Source organism: Pedobacter yonginensis, from assembly GCF_003173595.1.
Lineage (GTDB): Bacteria > Bacteroidota > Bacteroidia > Sphingobacteriales > Sphingobacteriaceae > Pedobacter > Pedobacter yonginense.
The window spans coordinates 690,271-710,425 of record NZ_QGNZ01000003.1; the positions used below are offsets into that span (position 1 = coordinate 690,271).

19 protein-coding genes are annotated in these 20,155 nt (G+C 38.2%); 11 read left to right on the top strand and 8 right to left on the bottom strand.

What is annotated here, in order from left to right:
* Window positions 1-118 precede the first annotated feature (118 nt).
* On the bottom strand, window positions 119-1,429 hold the full coding sequence (locus tag DHW03_RS14605; RefSeq protein ID WP_109926651.1) for an amidohydrolase family protein: 1,311 nt from the start codon (window positions 1,427-1,429) through the stop codon (window positions 119-121).
* A 1-nt stretch (window position 1,430) separates the two neighbouring features.
* Window positions 1,431-4,460: an amidohydrolase family protein gene (locus DHW03_RS14610; RefSeq protein ID WP_109926555.1), complete on the bottom strand. Its 3,030-nt coding sequence runs from the start codon at window positions 4,458-4,460 to the stop codon at window positions 1,431-1,433.
* A 112-nt stretch (window positions 4,461-4,572) separates the two neighbouring features.
* Here DHW03_RS14610 and DHW03_RS14615 point away from each other — a divergent pair, with 112 nt between their 5' ends.
* The 10 genes from DHW03_RS14615 (at window position 4,573) to DHW03_RS14660 (ending at window position 12,864) form a co-directional block, all read left to right on the top strand.
* Window positions 4,573-5,019 (top strand): cytochrome B, encoded by a 447-nt coding sequence (locus DHW03_RS14615; protein WP_109926556.1) that lies wholly within the window; start codon window positions 4,573-4,575, stop codon window positions 5,017-5,019.
* Window positions 5,020-5,291: 272 nt separating this feature from the next.
* Window positions 5,292-6,689 (top strand): anthranilate synthase component I family protein, encoded by a 1,398-nt coding sequence (locus DHW03_RS14620; protein ID WP_109926557.1) that lies wholly within the window; start codon window positions 5,292-5,294, stop codon window positions 6,687-6,689.
* A 63-nt stretch (window positions 6,690-6,752) separates the two neighbouring features.
* Window positions 6,753-7,337, top strand: coding sequence for an anthranilate synthase component II (locus DHW03_RS14625; RefSeq protein ID WP_109926652.1), 585 nt, complete (start codon window positions 6,753-6,755; stop codon window positions 7,335-7,337).
* Between the two features lie 55 nt (window positions 7,338-7,392).
* The gene (gene trpC / locus DHW03_RS14630; RefSeq protein ID WP_109926558.1) at window positions 7,393-8,175 is read left to right on the top strand and encodes an indole-3-glycerol phosphate synthase TrpC; all 783 of its coding nucleotides are present in this window, start codon (window positions 7,393-7,395) and stop codon (window positions 8,173-8,175) included.
* A gap of 496 nt (window positions 8,176-8,671) precedes the next feature.
* Entirely contained in the window at window positions 8,672-9,868 is a 1,197-nt protein-coding gene (gene hflX / locus DHW03_RS14635) for a GTPase HflX (RefSeq protein ID WP_109926559.1), read from the top strand.
* 103 nt (window positions 9,869-9,971) lie between these two features.
* Window positions 9,972-10,349, top strand: a complete 378-nt coding sequence (gene rbfA, locus DHW03_RS14640; RefSeq protein ID WP_109926560.1) for a 30S ribosome-binding factor RbfA — start codon at window positions 9,972-9,974, stop codon at window positions 10,347-10,349.
* A 6-nt stretch (window positions 10,350-10,355) separates the two neighbouring features.
* The gene (gene trhA, locus DHW03_RS14645) at window positions 10,356-10,985 is read left to right on the top strand and encodes a PAQR family membrane homeostasis protein TrhA (RefSeq protein ID WP_165825426.1); all 630 of its coding nucleotides are present in this window, start codon (window positions 10,356-10,358) and stop codon (window positions 10,983-10,985) included.
* 8 nt (window positions 10,986-10,993) lie between these two features.
* Window positions 10,994-11,701, top strand: a complete 708-nt coding sequence (locus tag DHW03_RS14650) for a peptidoglycan DD-metalloendopeptidase family protein (protein WP_109926562.1) — start codon at window positions 10,994-10,996, stop codon at window positions 11,699-11,701.
* Window positions 11,702-11,817: 116 nt separating this feature from the next.
* Window positions 11,818-12,471, top strand: a complete 654-nt coding sequence (locus DHW03_RS14655; RefSeq protein WP_109926563.1) for a TonB family protein — start codon at window positions 11,818-11,820, stop codon at window positions 12,469-12,471.
* Window positions 12,472-12,864, top strand: coding sequence for a hypothetical protein (locus tag DHW03_RS14660; RefSeq protein ID WP_109926564.1), 393 nt, complete (start codon window positions 12,472-12,474; stop codon window positions 12,862-12,864). It begins immediately after the preceding gene.
* On the opposite strand, the gene DHW03_RS14665 is transcribed toward DHW03_RS14660, so the two are convergent.
* Window positions 12,861-13,715: a diacylglycerol/lipid kinase family protein gene (locus tag DHW03_RS14665; protein WP_109926565.1), complete on the bottom strand. Its 855-nt coding sequence runs from the start codon at window positions 13,713-13,715 to the stop codon at window positions 12,861-12,863. The genes DHW03_RS14660 and DHW03_RS14665 overlap by 4 nt on opposite strands.
* Here DHW03_RS14665 and DHW03_RS14670 point away from each other — a divergent pair.
* Complete coding sequence (locus tag DHW03_RS14670) at window positions 13,699-14,748, top strand: App1 family protein (protein ID WP_240618548.1); 1,050 nt, start codon at window positions 13,699-13,701, stop codon at window positions 14,746-14,748. The genes DHW03_RS14665 and DHW03_RS14670 overlap by 17 nt on opposite strands.
* 31 nt (window positions 14,749-14,779) lie before the next feature.
* On the opposite strand, the gene DHW03_RS14675 is transcribed toward DHW03_RS14670, so the two are convergent.
* From DHW03_RS14675 to DHW03_RS14695, 5 genes are all read right to left on the bottom strand, one after another.
* Window positions 14,780-15,148, bottom strand: coding sequence for a YccF domain-containing protein (locus DHW03_RS14675; RefSeq protein WP_109926566.1), 369 nt, complete (start codon window positions 15,146-15,148; stop codon window positions 14,780-14,782).
* Window positions 15,149-15,365: 217 nt separating this feature from the next.
* Window positions 15,366-16,643: an MFS transporter gene (locus DHW03_RS14680; RefSeq protein ID WP_109926654.1), complete on the bottom strand. Its 1,278-nt coding sequence runs from the start codon at window positions 16,641-16,643 to the stop codon at window positions 15,366-15,368.
* A 93-nt stretch (window positions 16,644-16,736) separates the two neighbouring features.
* Window positions 16,737-18,842 carry an ATP-dependent DNA helicase RecG gene (gene recG, locus DHW03_RS14685; protein ID WP_109926567.1) on the bottom strand — a complete coding sequence of 702 codons (2,106 nt, stop codon included), beginning with the start codon at window positions 18,840-18,842 and terminating at the stop codon, window positions 16,737-16,739.
* A 5-nt stretch (window positions 18,843-18,847) separates the two neighbouring features.
* Window positions 18,848-19,750, bottom strand: coding sequence for an EamA family transporter (locus DHW03_RS14690; RefSeq protein ID WP_109926568.1), 903 nt, complete (start codon window positions 19,748-19,750; stop codon window positions 18,848-18,850).
* 2 nt (window positions 19,751-19,752) lie between these two features.
* Complete coding sequence (locus tag DHW03_RS14695) at window positions 19,753-20,133, bottom strand: RidA family protein (protein ID WP_109926569.1); 381 nt, start codon at window positions 20,131-20,133, stop codon at window positions 19,753-19,755.
* Window positions 20,134-20,155: the final 22 nt, after the last annotated feature.

Here is a 20,155-nt window from a genome sequence, read left to right on the forward strand (position 1 = left end):
CTGAAATTTGCTTTTATATTATGAAAAAGGTGTAAAATACGTCGTTTTTGAACCCATGTTAAAATAAAAAACGGCCAATAAATTAATATTGACCGTTTGATATTAAGCCTTTGTTAAGCTATTTTTTTTCGGCGGAGTATTTATCGCTGAATTTCTTGTCGAGTTGCTTGTGTAAATTATCCAAGTTAATATCTCTACCTTGAATGAAAGCCTGCTCAACCTTATTTGTTCTCATATCTAAAGCATCACCAGCAGAAATAAAGAAGGTTGCATCTTTTCCCGTTTCGATACTACCAGTAGTTTTATCAATGCCCATTGCTTTTGCAGCATTTAAGGTAATGGTAGATAGGGCTTTCTCCTTATCTAAGCCCCAAGCGGTAACCGTACCCGCCATAAACGGAAGGTTGCGTTGTTGCCAATAGCCATCTATACTTAAAACAACATTTAGGCCAGCATTCGCTAAAACTGCGGCATTTTTATAAGGCATGTTTACATCATCATCAATGTTATTTGGCAGTGCATGAGGTTGTTTCACCACTAAAGTGATGTTGTTTTCTTTCAAGAAATCAACAATTAGATAAGCCTCATCAGCGCCCGTAATTACAGGACTGATGCCGAATTTCTTACCAAAATTTACCGCAGCAACAATATCCTTCTGACTTTCTGCTGCGATAAACAACTTTTCATCACCAGAGAAAACTCTTTTCATAGCTTCAAAGCGAGTATTAATCACTTCAGGTTTTCCCATTTCCGAGTAGGCCTTTGCCTCAGCAAAAAAAGTCGTGAGTTGGGCAATCGCCGCCTGAGTACGCTCTGCCAATGCTTCCGGCGAAGTTTGGGCTCTTCCGAAACCCCCGAAGCCACCTCTAAAACGTGGTGTAACCGGCCAAGTCATGTGCATGGCATCATCTTTTCTTAAAGCAGCATCCTCCCAGTTCCATGCATCTAACTGCACCACAGATGAGCTTCCAGAAACCGTTCCACCTTGTGGGGTAGGCTGCGCCATCAAAACGCCATTGCTTCTTAACGTTGCGGGAACTTTCGAATCGGTGTTATAAGCCACAATAGAACGGATGTGCGAATTAAAATCTCCAATTTCTTGAAAATCCAACGTCGCTTTCACCGCATCAATCTCTACTAAACCCAAATTGGTTGTGGCTGCAATTAAGCCCGGGTAAATGTGCTTGCCTGTAGCGTTAATTCTTACCACATCATCTTGTGGCACCTGCCCATCGGCCCTTACCGAAATAATTTTTCCGTTGCCAAAAAGGAGGGTACCGTTTTCGATAACCGTTCCATTTCCAACATGTATGGTTGCACCCGTTATGGCGATGGTTTTGCTTTGCTTTGGTGCTGGCGATATATTTGCTTGGGCAAAACACATCAGGCTAGTTGCCGATAATGCCAGACTGAATAGGTAATTTTTCATGTTAGTGTGCATTTTCTTTTTCGGTTAACTCTGCTGAATAATTAAATAAAGTTTCGCAATTGAATAAACGCGGTGCATCTCCCATTGGGCGTTGCGTGCGGCCACCTTTACTTTTGCTATCTAACATTTTCTGGATCAATCGAGCTTTCTCAACTTGTTGGGCTTTCATAATCTGTGCATCTCTGTCAATATCCCAATAAGCAATACCATCCACAAAAGTCTTTTCTGCTTTTGCATAAATAGACAATGGGTTAGCCGACCAAATAACAACATCAGCATCTTTACCTGCTTTTAAACTACCAACCTTGCCGTCAATATGAAGCATTCTAGCCGGGTTTAAAGTCACCAATTTGAAAGCTTCCTCTTCAGGCACATTTCCATATAAAATTGATTTTCCAGCTTCTTGATTTAAGTGACGGGCCATTTCTGCATCATCAGAGTTAAAAGCAGTGGTAATGCCCACATTGTGCATAATTTTTCCATTGTACGGGATGGCTTCTGCCACTTCGTTTTTGTACGCCCACCAATCAGAGAAAGTAGAGGCAGCGATATTGTGCGCCTTCATTTTATCGGCTACTTTATAGCCCTCTAAAATATGAGTAAAAGTGTTGATTTTAAATCCGAGGCTATCTGCAACATGAATCAGCATATTAATTTCGCTCTGTACGTAAGAGTGACAGGTGATGAATCGCTTATTGTTCAAAATTTCTACAATTGCATCCAACTCTAAATCTCTGCGAACCGAATTACCTTTAACCGACATGGCCTTTTCGTATTCTTTTGCACGAGTAAATTCATCAACAAAGGTCTGTTCTACACCCATTCGCGTTACAGGGAAACGAGCACCGGTTCCAAAATTACTTTGTTTAACGTTTTCGCCCAATGCAAATTTGATGAAATTATCTGCACCAGCAAACTTAAGTTCCTCTGCAGATTTACCCCAACGTAACTTTATCAATTGAGACTGACCGCCGATTGGATTTGCTGAACCGTGTAAAATTTGAGAAGTGGTTACCCCCCCTGCCAATTGGCGATAAATATTTACATCTTCTGGGTTAATGATATCGCCCATACGAACTTCAGATGAAACCGACTGTGCACCTTCATTAATTCCATTTGCTGCAATGTGCGAGTGCTCATCAATAATGCCAGTGGTAACGTGTTTGCCTGTTGCATCAATCACTTTTGCGCCTCCAGCCGATAAATTTTTACCGATGGCCTTTATTTTTCCATTCTCTAAAAGGATGTCTGCGTTTTGCAAAATCCCCTCTTTTTCATTTGTCCAGACGGTACCGTTTTTAATTAAAACCGTTTCTTGCTTGGGCAATTCAGTTGTACCAAAAGCGGTAAAAGGGAAAATTACTGGTCCTACGGCTAAACTTGGCTTAGGCTCATCGCGCTTTGGCATCTCTTTGGCCGCTTCTTTATAAGTAGCTGTAAATTTTCCAAATGTTCCGTCTGATAAGGCAGATTCGCCCTTAAATGTTAACGGACTTGCAGAAGTTAAATAACCACTTAAGCGTACATCGCCTTTTGGATTTTTCTTTAAATTAAAGTTGATGCTTACCCAATCGCCATTTCTGCTAAAGGTGGCTGTGGTTTTAACACTATCCACTCCAGTTCTTTCAATTGCGGCGGTAGATCCACCCGATGTGCCAGTAATTTTTAAAGTGAGCGCACCCACACCGTCAACATTTAAATTATAGGTTCCACGCACATCACTGACATCCATTTTGTTCACCACATAGCGCTTACCTTGCACCCAGTTTTCGAAAATGATGTTTCCATTTTTGAATAAGTTATCCGAAGATATTAAGAAGTTTGCTACTTTGCCCTTTTCAATCGAACCAACTTTATCGCTAATGCCTAAAATAGAAGCAGGAATCTCAGTTACAGATTGCAAGGCTTGTTTTTCGGTTAAACCATTTTCGATAGCGGTGCGGATATTGGCCCAGAAATCGCGGCTGTTTTCCAAACCGAATGCAGTTAAAGCAAATTTAATTCCCGCTTTTTCTAAGGCTGAAGCGTTTGTTGGCGCCAGTTCCCAGCCCTTCATTTGGGTTAAACTTACGTTTCTGGCTTCTGCAGGATCTTCAACATCATACGCTTTAGGAAAAGCCAATGGTATAATTAAGGTTGCACCTGTTGCTTTAACCTCATTAATACGCTGATACTCATCCCCGCTTGATTTGATGACATATTTTTTGCCAAACTCCTTTCCAATTTTATCTGCACGAAGCACACTTTGCCAACCATCAACCTCAAAAATTTGAGGTAAATCTTGCTGTTTTCCAAACACCTCTAGTGAGATGTTATATTCATCTTTTTGTTTGCCATACCATTGCGAATCGTAATAAGTTTGGCGCAACAAAGCGATAGAACCCATTAATGACGTTGGATAATCGTTTGATGATGTTCCTTTGTTAAAAGAATAATTGGCCGCAGTTTGATCTTTCAAAAAAACGTTGTTGTCTGATCCCTCGTTTAAAGTTACCGCCGCAGAAGTTCCACGGGCAATTCCATCACGATTAACCACATTAACACTTCCAAAACCCACTTTACGCAGTTCATCGGCCTTTTTACTATCTACAGAAAAAATCGTTTTAACCTGTGTTTCTGGTCTGATGGCTTCGTTCCAACCAAATGCACCTTTTTTAGTCGATACAAAAACAGATTGGCGATTGCCGCCACCACCACCACCGAAACCACGTGCAGCTACTGCGGTTTCAGGTAAGCCATAACTGGTAAATGCATCTACCAAAGATGGATAAACGAATTTGCCTTTTAAATCGATAATCACATAACCTTTCGGTACGGTTAAACCTGCGCCAACAGCTTGGATAGTTTGTCCTTTAATTAAAAGCGTGGCATTTGATAAGGTTTGGTTGGCATTTACTACAATTGTTGCGTTGGTAAAAGCGTACATTCCTGGTCTGGTATCGTAAGAACCATTAACGGGAAATGTAGATTGTTGGGCAAACAGGATTGTAGTCGAAAATACCAGCACAATGGCGAGTAAAATTTTCTTCATAACTTGTTTAGGGGTTTATTTTGTTTAAAACTAATATAAATAAGCGTTGATATTGCTTAATAACCTATTTTTTACAATTAATGATTACTTTTGACTAACAAAATCTCATTTTATGTATCAAATCTTAAAAAGCGCACATTCTGGTTGGCGCTATATTGTACTTGTTCTATTGGTAATTGCGGTTATTAAGGCATTATCAGGATGGTTTGGCAATAAAACCTATACAGAGGGCGATAGAAAGCTAAATGTATTTACCTTAATCAGTGCACACATTCAATTGTTAGTAGGCTTGGCTTTGTATTTCTTAGGCGATTGGTATAAGGTAGATAGCAGCAATGCAGTTGGTCGCTATTGGAAAATGGAGCACATCAGTATGATGATTATCGCAATCGTCCTAATCACCATCGGTAATTCAAAATCTAAAAAGTTAACCGAAGCCGTTGCCAAACACCGTACCATTTCGATATTTTTCGGTCTAGCCTTAATTTTAATCATTATCACCATTTTGCTTATGGTTAAAGATGTACCAGGAAGATCGTTTTTTGGAATGACAAAATAAATTTGGCAAAACAATTTTTATAAATATTTCGGTTTTTCAAAATTCTTTATATTTTTGTTGCTCATGATCAGCAATATACATACATGGCTTTGGCAAAGTAATTCTAAAACGGATTGCGCAGGCTGCGTATGAGAAAAGTATAGTTTATCAACCTAAACCTTAAAGAACCATTAAAGCCCTGCGTAGAACCACACGCAGGGCTTTTTATTTAAAATTTTTTACAAAATTGAGGAAGTTACGAAACGTTGCTCCTCGCAAATACGATTAAAAAAATGTTTAAGATTAATACAACCTATAAAAAATTACTTGCCGATACCACTACACCCGTAAGCATTTACCTTCGCTTAAGGGATGTATATCCAAACAGCATCTTATTAGAAAGTTCCGATTATCATAGTCGCGAAAATTCTATGAGCTTCGTTTGCGCCGAGCCTGTAGCGGGTATAATTTTAAAGGGAAACCGATTAGAAACTTACTTTCCCGATGGTTCTGTAGAAATTAAAGAAAGCGAAAATTTAACCGAAGAGATTACGGCCTTTAAAGATAAATTCAAGGAAACTGAACTGCCAGAAATTAAATTTATATCTAGTGGATTGTTTGGTTACTTCACTTGGAATGCCGTTCAGCATTTTGAAGACATAAAATTCACATCAGAAACACCTGAGGGAGAGGAAATTCCAGAGATGCAATACCATTTGTATCGATACCTCATTGCCATAGACCATTTCAAAAATGAAATTACCTTATTTAAAAACACTTTTGAAGGGGAAGAAGAAGGTGGTTTGGAAAAAATGGAATATTTAATCCAAAACAAAAACTACCCAGAATATAAATTTCAAATCAAAGGTGAAGAAACATCTAATTTAACCGATCAAGGTTTTATGACCTTGGTAGAAAAACTGCAAAAGCACATTTACCGAGGCGACGTGTTTCAAATTGTACCTTCAAGAGCTTTTAAGCAATCCTTTTCGGGCGATGAATTTAATGTTTACCGCTGCTTGAGATCGATCAATCCATCACCTTATTTATTCTACTTTGATTACGGTAACTTCAAGCTTTTCGGCTCTTCGCCAGAAGCGCAGATTACCATAAAAAACAACACCGCAAACATTTTTCCAATTGCAGGCACCTTTAAACGAAGTGGAAATGATATTGAAGATGCAGAACAAGCCAAAAAACTGGAGCAAGACCCAAAAGAAAGTGCAGAACATGTTATGCTTGTTGATTTAGCCAGAAACGATTTAAGCAGACATTGTAACCGAGTAGAGGTTAAATCTTTCAAAGAAGTTCAATACTACTCGCACTTAATTCATTTGGTAAGTAAAGTTAGTGGACAATTACAGGAAGATGTTACGGCTTTCAAAGTGGTTGCAGATACCTATCCGGCTGGTACGTTAAGTGGTGCACCAAAATATAAGGCCATGCAGTTAATTGATGAAAACGAAAAACTTGGTCGTAACTTTTATGCTGGGGCGATTGGTTTTATGGGCTTTAATGAAGATTTTAACCATGCCATTATGATTAGAACCTTCATGAGCAAAAACAACGAATTGCATTATCGTGCTGGTGCAGGAATTGTTGCAGATTCTGTTCCAGAAACTGAAATGCAAGAGGTAAACAACAAAATTGCTGCCTTGCGTAAAGCAATTGTAATGGCAGAAGGAATTTAACCAGTAACACATTAAATTGGAATGTTTAGGCAAGATAATGTGATTACAAACGAAGAAATTACAATGGAAAATATAGATAAAAAAACAGTTTTAGTGATTGATAACTACGACAGTTTTACTTACAATTTAGTACACTTAATCAATGAGGTGGGTTACGAAGCTGTAGTTTGGAGAAATGATAAGTTTGATTTGGCAGATGTAGAGAAATTTGATAAAATTTTGCTTTCACCAGGCCCTGGAATACCGGAAGAGGCGGGTTTGCTGCTCGATGTGATTAAAACGTACTCGCCCACCAAAAGTATTTTTGGTGTGTGTTTAGGTCAGCAGGCCATTGCAGAAGCTTTTGGTGGCACTTTGCTCAATTTGGGCCGCCCGATGCACGGTATAGCCACGCCGGTAACCGTTGTAGATGGCGATGAACCATTATTTTGGGAGTGCCCGCAAACCATTAATGTTGGCAGATATCACAGTTGGGTGGTGAGTAAAGAAAACTTTCCATCTTGTTTGAAAATTACGGCTAGAGACCACAAAAGTGAAATTATGGCCTTAAGACACGAAAGTTTAGATGTGCGTGGCGTGCAGTTTCACCCAGAAAGTGTATTAACTGAACATGGTAAGCAAATGATGGAGAACTGGTTAACAAGCTAGTTTAATTGGTTGATGATAAAAAGAATTCATGCTCAGCATGGTTTAAAATAATTTTATGAACATTTTAGATAAAATTGTACTCCGTAAAAAGGAAGAAGTTGCTCATGCAAAGCAACTGGTTTCTGTACAGGATTTAGAAAAAGGAGAACATTTTAACAGAACACCTTATTCTTTCAAAGAATTTTTACTCGCAGAAAATCGGACGGGCATTATTGCAGAATTTAAGCGCCGCTCGCCATCAAAGGGATTAATTAATGGCATAGCCGATGTTGCTGAAGTTACACAGGCGTACAATAAAGCTGGTGCTTCTGCCATTTCGGTTTTAACTGATGTTGATTTTTTTGGCGGTAAAACAGATGATTTGTTAGCTGCCAGAGCCGCCAATACTATCCCGATTTTGCGAAAGGATTTTATGATAGATGAATACCAGATTTTGGAAGCAAAGGCTTGGGGAGCGGATATTATTTTACTAATCGCTTCGATATTAACTCCAAAACAAATTCATGATTTTGGGAAGTTTGCAAAAGATTTGGGCTTAAATGTATTGTTGGAGGTTCATGATTTAGAAGAACTGGAAAGAAGCTTTTCGCCAAATTTAGACGCTATTGGCGTAAATAACCGAAATCTGGGTGATTTTACGGTCAATATTCAAACTTCTTTCGATTTGGTTGAAAAAATTCCAAATGAGTTTTTGAAAATATCGGAAAGCGCCATAAGCGACCCCGCGATTATCAATACATTAAAAACGGCTGGCTTTAATGGGTTTTTAATTGGTGAAAATTTTATGAAAACGGATAATCCTGGTGCTGCAATTGCCGATTTTGTAGCAAAGATGTAGTCACTTTGTTTAATAAGCCCGATTGAAGTGGAAAGCGCCCGATTTTTTCTATCGGGCCTTGAAACAAAAAGCGGGGCTGTATTGGCCAAAAGCTATTGCCAATCACTTCCAAAAAAATAAAAGCAGCCTGTATCATAGTTCAATTTTTGTTTGAGGTAGCCAAATAATATTTTGCGATAGAAATCACAATGATTTTTAAAAGTCAAATTATGCTTGCGAATATTGCATCACTACTTTTATGCCCTTTTATTTCTTTTGTGGTTCAAAATAAATTTTATTTGCCATCATTATTTTGGTTTATGATACGGTCTCGCTAAACTGAACAACATCCCTTACCTTTCAATTCAAAAGGAAAAAAACAATTCCTAAAATCGAAAGGTTTATCAATAGGATAAAATTTTTTTGAGCCTCTACATTTTTAGCTTAAAATACAACAATAAAATTGCTTATTTGCGAAGTAATTGCTGGCAATTTATCTTAAGTTTGTTACTTATACATGGGAAAACAAAAATTATATGATACTGCCGTACAGCAGGAGCGAGCCATTTTGGTGGGTGTAATTACCCCTGGCGAAAAGGAGGAGCAAACGAAAGAATATTTGGATGAGTTGGCCTTTTTGGTTGAAACTGCTGGCGGTGTGGTGGAAAGAAACTTTACCCAAAAAATGTTGAAACCAGAACGTGCAACTTTTGTGGGTACCGGAAAGCTGGAAGAAATTAAGGGCTTTGTAAAATCGGAAGAAATTGATGTTGTGATTTTTGATGATGAATTATCGCCATCGCAACTGAGAAATATAGAGCGCGAAATTGGCGTTAAAATTCTAGATCGAAGCAATTTAATTCTGGATATTTTTGCAAATAGAGCCCAAACCGCACAGGCAAAAACGCAGGTAGAACTCGCTCAATTACAATATTTATTACCCCGCTTAACGGGTATGTGGACCCACTTAGAACGCCAAAAAGGTGGTATCGGAATGCGTGGGCCGGGCGAAACACAAATTGAAAGTGATAGGCGGATTATTTTAAATAAAATTTCGTTGTTAAAAGAGCGCTTGCGCTTAATTGATAAGCAAAACGAAACGCAAAGAAAAAATCGTGGTCAGTTAATTCGGGTAGCTTTGGTGGGTTATACCAACGTTGGTAAATCTACCATTATGAATATGCTTTCAAAATCGGAGGTATTTGCCGAGAATAAGTTATTTGCCACTTTAGATACCACCGTACGGAAAGTTGTGATTGAAAATTTGCCTTTTTTATTGTCAGATACGGTTGGATTTATCCGCAAGCTGCCTCACCATTTGGTAGAGTGTTTCAAATCAACTTTAGATGAGGTTAGGGAAGCCGATATTTTAATTCATGTAGTTGATGTTTCGCATCCGAACTTTGAAGATCAAATTCATATTGTAAACGAAACCCTTAAAGATATTGGCGCCATTGATAAGGACATGATTTTGGTTTTCAATAAAATTGATGCTTATGTTGCGCCAGAGGAGGATGATTTGGTGGCTTTTGAAAAAGGGAAAATGAGCTTGGCAGATTTTAAGAAAAGTTGGATGAGCCACGGCAAAACGCCTGTTTTATTTATTTCAGCTACGCAAAAGGAAAATATAGAAGAGTTTAAAACATTGTTGTACGACAAGGTAAAGGCCATACATACAGCCAGATACCCTTATGACAATAATTTGTTATATTAATTATTTAAACCGTTGTTTCGAGGTACAAATGATGTGAATGCACACTATCAATGGCATTGTTTAGAAGCATTTTGTGCCTTGCAATAACGAAGAAGAAAATATTATGGAAAGTAAACGTCAGCAAAAATTTGCAGGAGTAATACAAGAAGAATTGGCACAAATTTTTCAGCGTGAGGGTGGTGCATTTTTGCCCAACACATTGGTTACTATTACACGGGTTCGGGTATCTCCAGATTTATCTGTTGCGAAGGTTTATCTGAGCTTTTTTAATACCACCAATACAACACTTTCAATTAATACCGTTAATGCGCATAACGGCGAGATTAGATATAAGTTAGGGGCTAGAATTCGCCATCAGGCAAGGGTTGTGCCCGAACTTAATTTCTTTGTTGATGATACAAATGAATATGTAGAAAAGATGGATCATCTTTTTGATAAAATTGCTAAAGAACCGAGACAAAAAGAGGAAGGCGAAGAATAGTTTCTGGTGAGAAGCATAAGAGAACCCGTTAATTTCTTTACGCATTTCATTCCGGCATTATTGGCAATTCCGGCAGGATACCTTTTATTGGAAAAATGTAATGCCCCAATTGAATATACAGCTGCTTGGATTTACAGCATCGCTACATTTGTTCTATTTGGCGTAAGTGCTATGTATCATGGCTATCCATCAACTGATTATGGAATACGTTTTTGGCAAAAATTTGATCATTGCTGCATTTACCTGATGATTGCGGGATCTTACACCCCAACGGCTTTGTTGGTTTTTGATGGATGGTTGCGTTGGAGCCTGTTTGCCATTGTATGGGTTATTGCTCTTGTTGGCTGTTTACTTAAAATTTTTAACCGACTTAAAAGTACCGCCCTTTCTTTGAGCATTTACATTTTAATGGGCTGCTTAATTGTTCCCTTACTCCAAAAAATGCTTGGAACCTTGCCTATTGGAGCCATATTTTGGTTGCTTTTTGGCGGGCTTTTTTACATTGCTGGCACATACTATTATGCCAAGGATAAGCAAATGTATAGGTGGATGCACAGCCATGAGCTTTGGCACTTATTTGTAATAGGCGGCGCACTCTCTCATTATATTTATAATTACGTTTATATTTTTAGGTAAAACCCATAATGAAAACCTTTGAGCAGATTATACAATCGAATGCACTTGCAATTCAACAAATTGTTGATTTTGATTCGACTACGGACCAACTGTTTCCACTAGATTTTACCGTCACTAATAAAGAACTCACGGCCGAAGTTTTGGGCGATACAGATCTGTTTTCGGCTTGGGTAAACCAAAAACTGGCTAATAACAATGCTCGATACGGAATTGGAGGCTACAATGAACACAGAACCATTTACGCCAGAAGCGCACATTTCGATACTGAAGAAGAACCGCGCCGGTTACATTTGGGGGTTGATGTTTGGGGCCCGGTTGGTTTGCCCATTTATACTTTTTACGATGCAACAGTGCACAGCTTTGCCAATAACAATAATTTTGGCGATTATGGCGCCACCATTATTTTGGGCTATGAAATTGATGGCCTTAAATTTCAAGCTTTGTATGGACACCTGAGTTTGGCATCTCTAAATAATTTAACGGAAGGCCAATTTATTCCCGCCGGAACGAAAATTGCAGAATTGGGTGCAAAAGAAGAAAATGGCTTTTGGCCGCCACATTTACATTTTCAAATCATTAGGGATATGCAAGGTTTAAAAGGCGATTACCCAGGCGTTTGCAAGTTTAGCGAAAGGGAAAAATATTTGGCAAACTGCCCTGACCCAAATTTGATTCTAAACTGTGGCTTTGGGTTACCAAGCCCTAGTAAAGCGTAAAAGTACCAGCTTAATTAATGATCGTTCGTTTAAATAATTCCTAAAAACGCTCATTTACACATGAAAAACTTCATTTTATTTGCATTAAAGGTTTTTAGAAAGCGTAAATTAGCTTAATGAAGAAGTTGCTGTTTTTGGGATTATTGTTTTGGTGCACTGCCTCGGTTGCGCAGTTGCAGTTTAAAACAGGTAAAGCTGGCTTCGTAAATTTTTTACGAGAAAACACCGTTTATCCTTCCTTTTCGAAAAACAACTGCATTCAGGGTACTGTAAACATCAGCTTCAAACTGGATGCCGCCGGAAAAGTATATTCATCTAAAGTAACCAAAGGCATTATTACCGAGTTAGACCAAGAAGCGTTACGCTTGATTAGAATGAGCGGTGGCAAATGGCAAATTCCAGCTGGCTATGACACCACAACCTCAGTAGTAGTGCCAGTTAATTTTAAACTATCTGGTTATAATTGTGAACGAAGAAGTGAACGCGAGATTCAGGAGGCGATACGAGCTTACGAAAATGAAGAAAACCTAATCAAAACGGTTATCAATTTTTATAAAAATATAGATCTTTCTAAGCCCGGACAAGAAGCACAAATTATCGCCATTAAAAATCAGCTTGGTATAGATGATGAGTATTTAGATGAACGAATTAAAGATGGTTTAAAGAAAATTAAACAAGGCGATAAACAAGGTGCTTGCGAGGATTTTACTTTTGTAAAGAATATGGGCAGCACCAAAGCCGATCCATACATTGCCCAATACTGTAAATAAATGCGATACACCGTTAAATTCTTTGCATTTTTAGATGTAATTAGCATTATTTTATTGGCTCAGCCCTTCTGGGCCATTGTTACTCATCTTAATGAAATCCCTCAAGAATTTTTATCTCAGGCCAGGGTAGTTTTAACTTTACCCTTATTCATTTCTCTTTTTGTCTCGGCAGTGGGCTTATTCCTTTTCAAAAAGTTTGGCTTTATTGCGTATTACCTGCAATTCCCTTTTCGTTTGGTGGTGTGGGTATTTTCAATTGGCTTCATAACCCTTCTTCCAGAACTGCTTAACCTAAAAGAAGTTTGGTTCGATATTTTTTTTAAGCTCTGCTTTATTGCTGAATTTTTTAGATTGTACTATACCATCAAAATCCACCGCGGTGCTTTAAGTTAAACGATCACGGCTATAGCATCTTTAATTATCTTAGCTTCAACCGTATTTATTTTACCAATATACTCCCCATCTACCTGAAAATGAGCCTTATGCTTTGAGGTTATTTTAACTTCTGCTGTTTGGAAAACTTCAATTTTTTTAGGATTAAAGGGGATGTTGGTTACCCAAATTTTTAAGATTTCGAGATAGGAATAATCTTTTACTAAGATTACTTCAAAGAGCTCATCATCTAGTTTTCCATCGGGATTGATTTTTAAGCCCGATCCATACATAGTTGCGTTTGCAAAGGCTACCATTGCCGCAGGAGATTTAACCGTTTCGCCTTTAAGTTTCAGCTCTACTTCCATTCTTTTGTGGTTCCATAAGGCATGCCAAGTGGCTTTTGCATAACCCCACATCCCACGCTCTGATAATGTATCGAACTTTTTAACCAAATACGCATTGAACCCTAAATCTGATAAGTGAATGCAGATTTCATCGTTCAGTTTTGTTACATGAATTTTTTTCGGTGTTCCGCTCTCGGCTAAATCTAAGGCAGCTTCAATATCCGTAGGTATGCCCAATTCTTTAGCCATTCCATTGGCAGAACCTGCGGGAATTATGGCAATTGGTGTATCCGTTCTTAATAAACATTCAGCTACCAACTTCAGGGTGCCATCGCCACCAACAGCAACCACCCTATCTGCGTTCGAAGCCTTAATTTTTTTCTTAATTTTATCTAAGTCACAATCTTTTGGAAGCTCAAATAAATCAATTTCAGTTTCTTTATCATTAAAGTGCGCCGAAATTACTTCCTTTAAATTAATATCGTGACTGCCTGAGCTTGGGTTAATTATGAATAGTAATTTCATGCCGTTAATCTTAATGGGTTTACAACACAAACAACTTTTAGTAAACTCTGTTTTAACTACAATGAATAAATCTGTAAGTGTTAAAGTTTACCACGGCTATGGCCACACCCATAACTTGGTTGTTTATGGCCATGTGTTTAAAAGGAAAGCCAAAAGCAAACAAGTTTACAGCAACAATTTATTTGTGAACATCGTCCATCTTCTAAAACTTTTCATCCTTAAACCATATCCCAATGTAAAGGTGAGGCTTCAATTTTTTGGTCAAACCATTTACAATACAACCGAAACCGATGGTTTTTTTAAGTTTGAATGGGGAGCTAATACCGATGTTCCGGCTGGCTGGCACGATGTTACGGTAGAAGCTTTATCGAATGATAACTTGGTTTTAAATGTTGGTAAAGGGAAAATTTATGTACCCCATATCACACAGTATGCCTTTATTTCGGATGTAGATGATACGGTGATGATTTCTCATTCGGCAACTATTGCCAAACGATTAAGAGAACTTTTTATTAAAAACCCCCATACCCGCAAAACATTTCCAAACGCTTCAAGCCATTACCAGCAATTGGCACTTTCACATACTTCCGAAAATCAGCCAAATCCTTTTTTTTATGTAAGCAGCAGCGAATGGAACTTGTATGATTATTTGATTGAGACTTTTAAATTTAATCAACTGCCTGATGGTGCTTTTCTTTTAAATACCTTAAAACGTTGGAAAGATTTAATTAAAACCGGTAAAACAGGTCACGAAGGGAAATTACTTCGGGTAATGCGTATTTTGGATGTATTTCCGAATCAAAAATTCGTTTTCTTTGGCGATAATTCTCAGCAAGATCCAGCCATTTACGCAGCCATTGTAGAAAAATATCCGCAAAACATCCAAGCGGTTTATATTCGAAACATCAGGCCAGAAAAGGAAGTAGAAACGAAGCAATTGTTGCTTAAAATAGAGGCGCAAGATGTTCATTCTTGCCTTTTTAAGCATAGCGAAGAAGCCATTGCACATTCCAAAGCTATCGGTTTAATTTAATAGTGTTTGCATGTTGTTGGATTGGGTTTCGCTAAGAAATTGATTTTCCAAATGGAGTAAAAGCCAAATTCATCAATTTAAAATGCTGCCTTCCGAAGGGAATTCCGACGATAGTTATGCACAACAACAAGCCAAAAAACAAATGCGTTAAAGCAATCCAAAAACCACCACAGCAAAGCCAAATAATATTCATTATGGTTGATAGGCAACCTGTATTTGATGAGGTATCTGTAATTTTTACCCCAAATGGTGCCAAACCGACAACTGCAAATTTAAAACATTGAATACCGAACGGGATGCCAACAATAGTTAAGCAAAGCACTAATCCACCGATGATATATTCGAAGAAAATAAAAATACCGCCAAAAACGATCCAGATGATGTTCCCTATAAAATTCATTTTTTGTGTTTTTATTTAAGATTTGATTTAACCAAGATTGTTACGCAGAAAATGACTCCGATTTGGAGAGTATGTTCTAAATGTAAGAAGATGTAGTATGAGAAGGCACCTCGTAATCCACAGGACTTGAATATTTCAACGGAAACATCTGCAACGCTGTAGCTTCGAGCACGCCAAAAATTTCCTTGGTGCCACTCAGTAACCAAAGAGCTTCATTTTACTTCGTGGTTTGCTCATTAATATCCTGCAAACTCAATTTCGTGAGCGATTTCGTTTTAAACCAAGTCAATGCGGCAATAGCAATCGTCATGCTGCCACCAAAAACTACCGCAGGAACAAGGCGCATATATCTTGCGGTTAAGCCCGATTCAAATTCGCCAATTTCGTTGGATGATCCGATAAACATACTATTAACAGCAGAGACCCGCCCCCGCATTTCGTCAGGCGTGAGCAATTGCATAATTGTTTGTCGGATGATTACGCTTACGCTATCAAAAGAGCCTTCCAAGAATAAAAAGAACAACGTTAGATAGAAATTTTTAGATAGGCCATAACAAATAATACTTAAACCGAAACCCGTAACCGCAATCAACAGGTTTCGCCAAGGTTTGCCCATTGGAGAAAAACGGGTCATCGCTAACATGGTAATAACCGCACCAGCAGAAGCTGCTCCACGCATCATCCCTAAGCCGAAAGAACCCAAATGGAAAACATCTTTCGCAAAAATTGGCAGTAAAGCCACTGCACCCCCAAAAAACACTGAAAATAAATCCAAACTCATGGCCCAAACCATCATTTTGGTTTTAAACACGAAACTTATTCCTTCTTTCAAACTGTGGAAAATGTTTTCCTTCGGAATATAGGTTGATGGGTGTTTTTTAAGCGTAAAAATGCAGATTAGTGATATTGAAACCAGCGCAACGATAACACTATAGGCCGCAGTGATTCCCCACAACCAATTAATTAAACCACCCAACAACGGACCAATAATTGTTGCCAACTGCCAGGTACTGCTGCTCCAAGTGCTAGAATTTGGATATAATTCTTTAGGAATGATTTTCGCCATCAACGAAAACGTTGCCGGACCAAAAAAGCCTCTCGCTAAACCAATGCAGAAAACCAAACCATACATAATGAGTACGATTAAATCTTCTTTAAGATGTAAAAACTGACTTGTAATAATCAGCATCAAAACCGATGCTAACCACACCCCAGAAAATATCTTAATCAGCAATCCTCTTTTCTCACTTTTATCGGCAACGTAGCCACCGTACAGCGCAATGCCTATGGCCGGAATGGCTTCACATAGGCCAACTAAACCCAATTTTAAAGCATCATGTGTTAAATCGTAAATATGATAGCCTATAACCACCGCTTGCATCTGATAAGCGAGTGTAAAAAAGAAACGCATGCCTAAAAACGATCTAAACTCTTTAAACCTTAAGGCCGCAAAAGGGTCTGGTTTTTCTATTGTTGGATTGGGGTCGGAATCTATCACTTAAAGATATTTTTTTTGCAAAACTACGTTTTGAAAGGTAAATAATTCAATGGTTCTAAACACAATGCACAAACCTTACAGCTAAATGATTTAAGAAATCTTATCGAAAGAAATGCCGCGCTCCAATTTCTTTATGTAGGCTTTCAACAAGGCATTTTCAGGTTTCTCCAACCGCATGTCATCTTCTAAAATCTGAATTACTGTATTTCTAGCTTCCTGTAAAATAACCTGGTCTGTTGCCAAGTCAGCTAGTTTTAAATCTAGAACACCACTCTGTTGTGTGCCGGTAATATCTCCCGGGCCACGAAGCTGCAAATCAATTTCCGAGATCTCAAATCCATTATTGGTTCGTACCATCGTTTCCAACCGTACCTTCCCCTCCTTGCTCAGCTTATTACCACTCATTAAAATACAAAAAGATTGCTCTGCACCTCTTCCTACCCTTCCACGCAATTGGTGCAGCTGAGAGAGACCGAAACGTTCAGCATTCTCAATCACCATTACAGAAGCATTCGGTACGTTTACACCAACCTCTATCACCGTTGTGGCCACCATAATCTGGCTTTTGCCATCAATAAATTGTTGCATCTCAAACTGCTTATCCGCATTAGGCATTTGGCCGTGTACAATACTCATTTGGTAATCTGGGCGAGGGAACTGATAACTCATTTGTTCTATACCAGCTTCAAGGTGAAGAAGATCTAATTTTTCGCTTTCCTTAATCAAAGGATAAACAACATAAACCTGCCTTCCTTTCGCGATTTCCTGTTTCATAAAACCGAACATCCGCATTCGCTGTCCTTCAAAAAGATGTCTAGTTTCAATTGGTTTTCTACCCGCTGGCAATTCGTCGATAACCGATACATCTAAATCGCCGTATAAAGTCATGGCCAATGTTCTCGGAATGGGTGTTGCCGTCATCACCAGGATATGTGGTGGAATAAAACTTTTGCGCCAAAGTTTTGCCCTTTGCTCAACGCCAAAACGGTGTTGCTCATCTATCACAACTAAACCTAAATTTTTAAATTGAACTTTATCTTCTATCAAGGCATGTGTGCCGATTAAGATATCGATTTCCCCACTTTCCAATTGTTTATGAAGGATGGTTCTTTCTTTTTTCTTACTGTTTCCAGTTAAGATGGCAACCCTTACCAAATCATCAGTAACCAATTCGGTGATGGATGCGTAATGTTGCCGAGCTAAAATCTCAGTAGGTGCCATCATACAAGCTTGATAGCCGTTGTCATTAGCAAGCAGCATACTCATCAAGGCTACAGCCGTTTTCCCACTGCCTACGTCGCCCTGAACAAGCCGATTCATTTGAACCCCACGTTGGGTATCTAACCGAATTTCCTTAATAACACGTTTTTGAGCATTCGTAAGTTCAAAAGGTAGAAATTCTTTATAAAAGCGGTTTACCTTTTCACCAACTTTATCAAAGTTAACCCCCTTAAATTTTAATGCCCGAAGATGCTTGTTATTTAATAACTGAAGCTGAATGAAAAATAATTCCTCAAATTTCAATCGCCTTTCGGCAGCATTTAAATCTTGTTGATTTTTAGGGAAATGAATGTTCAGCAAAGCCATTTTTTTACTTGGCAACTGATACTTATCTAAAATGTATTGAGGTAAATTTTCAACAACCTGTGGAATAACCAGATCCAGTAAACCCGCAATTAAACGCTGCAATCCTTTTGAATCGAGGTTAAATTTTTTAAGCTTCTCGGTTGAATTGTAAACGGGCTGCAAGGTTAAGTTTCCCCTACCCGTTGGCTTATTTTGGTACAATTCCATCTCCGGATGAGAAATGCTGAATGTTCCATTGAAAAAATTTGGCTTCCCAAAGGCAACATAGGCTAGCCCAACGGTGATATTTTCATCAACCCACTTTAAACTCTGAAACCAAACCAACTCCATTAAGCCGGTATCATCTTTAAAAACCGCAACAATTCTTTTGGCGCGTTTCTCTCCAATAACTTTTTTACTAATTACCCTACCGATAATTTGAATGTACTGAGAATCCGAATTGATTTGGTTAATTTTAAAGTATTTGGTCCTGTCAATATATCGAAATGGATAGTGCGAGAGAAGATCTTGATAGGTAAACAGGCCGAGTTCTTTTTTTAAAACGTCGGCACGAGTTGGACCAACGCCCTTTATAAACTCAACAGGAGTATCTAAAACCGAGCTAAACAAAATCCTTACTGTTTTTTGTAAACAACACTTTTTATCAATTGTGCATTAAATATAAGTATCGAGAGCAACAAAAGTAAATAAGCAAAAATTTGATGCACATCAATTTTCTCCTTAAAATATAAAAAGGCTACTGCAAATGCAACAATTGGGTTCAGATAAATTAGAATCCCCAAAGCAGACGAGGGCATACCCAATAGTGCATAAGCGTTTAAAAAAAGAGGTACAATGGTAAATACAATTGCTATTAAAAAGATATGTGCCCAGAAAAAACCATCAATTGGAAAAGCATTTGAACGGATAAGATACATGGGCAACATAAGTAAACCCGACAAAATCAATTGTACACCCAAAAAATTAAACTTATCAACATCTTTAATCACCTTTAATACAATAACATATAAAGCATAAAAGGAAGCAATAACGACGGCCCAAAGCACTTCATGGAATGATCCGGTAGCCAGTAATAAGATACTGATGAGCGCAATGATCATCGCTGTTATCTTTGCCTTGCTAAGCTGCTCCTTTAAAATAAGAAACCCACATAGCGCCGTTAAAAGCGGACAAACCATGTAAGCAAATGCAGCAGATTTTAAACTGATGCTGTTTACGGCATAAATGTAGGTAAACCAATTTCCCGTTATAAGTGCAGAAGATACAATGGTTAAAATTAGCAACCTGTTCTTTTTAGCCCTACTAAGCGACCTAACAAACGTTAAATCTTTCTTAAGTGCTTCCTTCCTGAACAATAAAATCATTGCCCAAACCATAATTATCGAAACAAAAATTCTATAGTATAGGATTTCTTGCGGAGGAAAGCCCCTTAAATTTCGTAACGGAATAGACATAGTTCCCCAAATGATGTACGGAATAATGCCTGCTAAAAAGTATTTGCTTTTGCTTGTCGCCAAAATTATCCAATTATGGCAATCACAGAAATTTCCACATTAACGTTTTTAGGTAATACTGATACTTGAACGGTTTCGCGTGCTGGAAAATCTGCAGTAAAATACTGACCATAAACTTCGTTCACCTGAGCAAAGGTGCCCATATCACTCAAAAAGATGGTCGATTTTACAACATGATCAAAAGTTAATTCGGCCTGCAATAAAACGGCCTTTAAATTCCGCATAACTTGGTGCGTTTCTTCTTCGATATTAGCAATGTTTAACTCGCCATTTTCTGGATTGATGGCCACCTGACCAGATACAAATAAAAAGTTACCTGCTTTTACAGCTTGACTATATGGACCAATCGGTGCTGGAGCACTGGATGTATTTATGATTTCTTTCATAATGAAGGTAAGAAGTTATTTA

What these genes read in the sequence shown, in the direction of transcription:
- DHW03_RS14670 (WP_240618548.1), top strand. Translation starts at nt 13,699, where the DNA reads ATGAATAGTAATTTCATGCCGTTAATCTTAATGGGTTTACAACACAAA.
- DHW03_RS14605 (WP_109926651.1), bottom strand. Translation starts at nt 1,429, where the DNA reads ATGAAAAATTACCTATTCAGTCTGGCATTATCGGCAACTAGCCTGATG.
- rbfA (WP_109926560.1), top strand. Translation starts at nt 9,972, where the DNA reads ATGGAAAGTAAACGTCAGCAAAAATTTGCAGGAGTAATACAAGAAGAA.
- DHW03_RS14615 (WP_109926556.1), top strand. Translation starts at nt 4,573, where the DNA reads ATGTATCAAATCTTAAAAAGCGCACATTCTGGTTGGCGCTATATTGTA.
- DHW03_RS14620 (WP_109926557.1), top strand. Translation starts at nt 5,292, where the DNA reads ATGTTTAAGATTAATACAACCTATAAAAAATTACTTGCCGATACCACT.
- trpC (WP_109926558.1), top strand. Translation starts at nt 7,393, where the DNA reads ATGAACATTTTAGATAAAATTGTACTCCGTAAAAAGGAAGAAGTTGCT.
- DHW03_RS14650 (WP_109926562.1), top strand. Translation starts at nt 10,994, where the DNA reads ATGAAAACCTTTGAGCAGATTATACAATCGAATGCACTTGCAATTCAA.
- DHW03_RS14625 (WP_109926652.1), top strand. Translation starts at nt 6,753, where the DNA reads ATGGAAAATATAGATAAAAAAACAGTTTTAGTGATTGATAACTACGAC.
- hflX (WP_109926559.1), top strand. Translation starts at nt 8,672, where the DNA reads ATGGGAAAACAAAAATTATATGATACTGCCGTACAGCAGGAGCGAGCC.
- DHW03_RS14610 (WP_109926555.1), bottom strand. Translation starts at nt 4,460, where the DNA reads ATGAAGAAAATTTTACTCGCCATTGTGCTGGTATTTTCGACTACAATC.
- DHW03_RS14655 (WP_109926563.1), top strand. Translation starts at nt 11,818, where the DNA reads ATGAAGAAGTTGCTGTTTTTGGGATTATTGTTTTGGTGCACTGCCTCG.
- DHW03_RS14660 (WP_109926564.1), top strand. Translation starts at nt 12,472, where the DNA reads ATGCGATACACCGTTAAATTCTTTGCATTTTTAGATGTAATTAGCATT.
- DHW03_RS14675 (WP_109926566.1), bottom strand. Translation starts at nt 15,148, where the DNA reads ATGAATTTTATAGGGAACATCATCTGGATCGTTTTTGGCGGTATTTTT.
- DHW03_RS14665 (WP_109926565.1), bottom strand. Translation starts at nt 13,715, where the DNA reads ATGAAATTACTATTCATAATTAACCCAAGCTCAGGCAGTCACGATATT.
- DHW03_RS14695 (WP_109926569.1), bottom strand. Translation starts at nt 20,133, where the DNA reads ATGAAAGAAATCATAAATACATCCAGTGCTCCAGCACCGATTGGTCCA.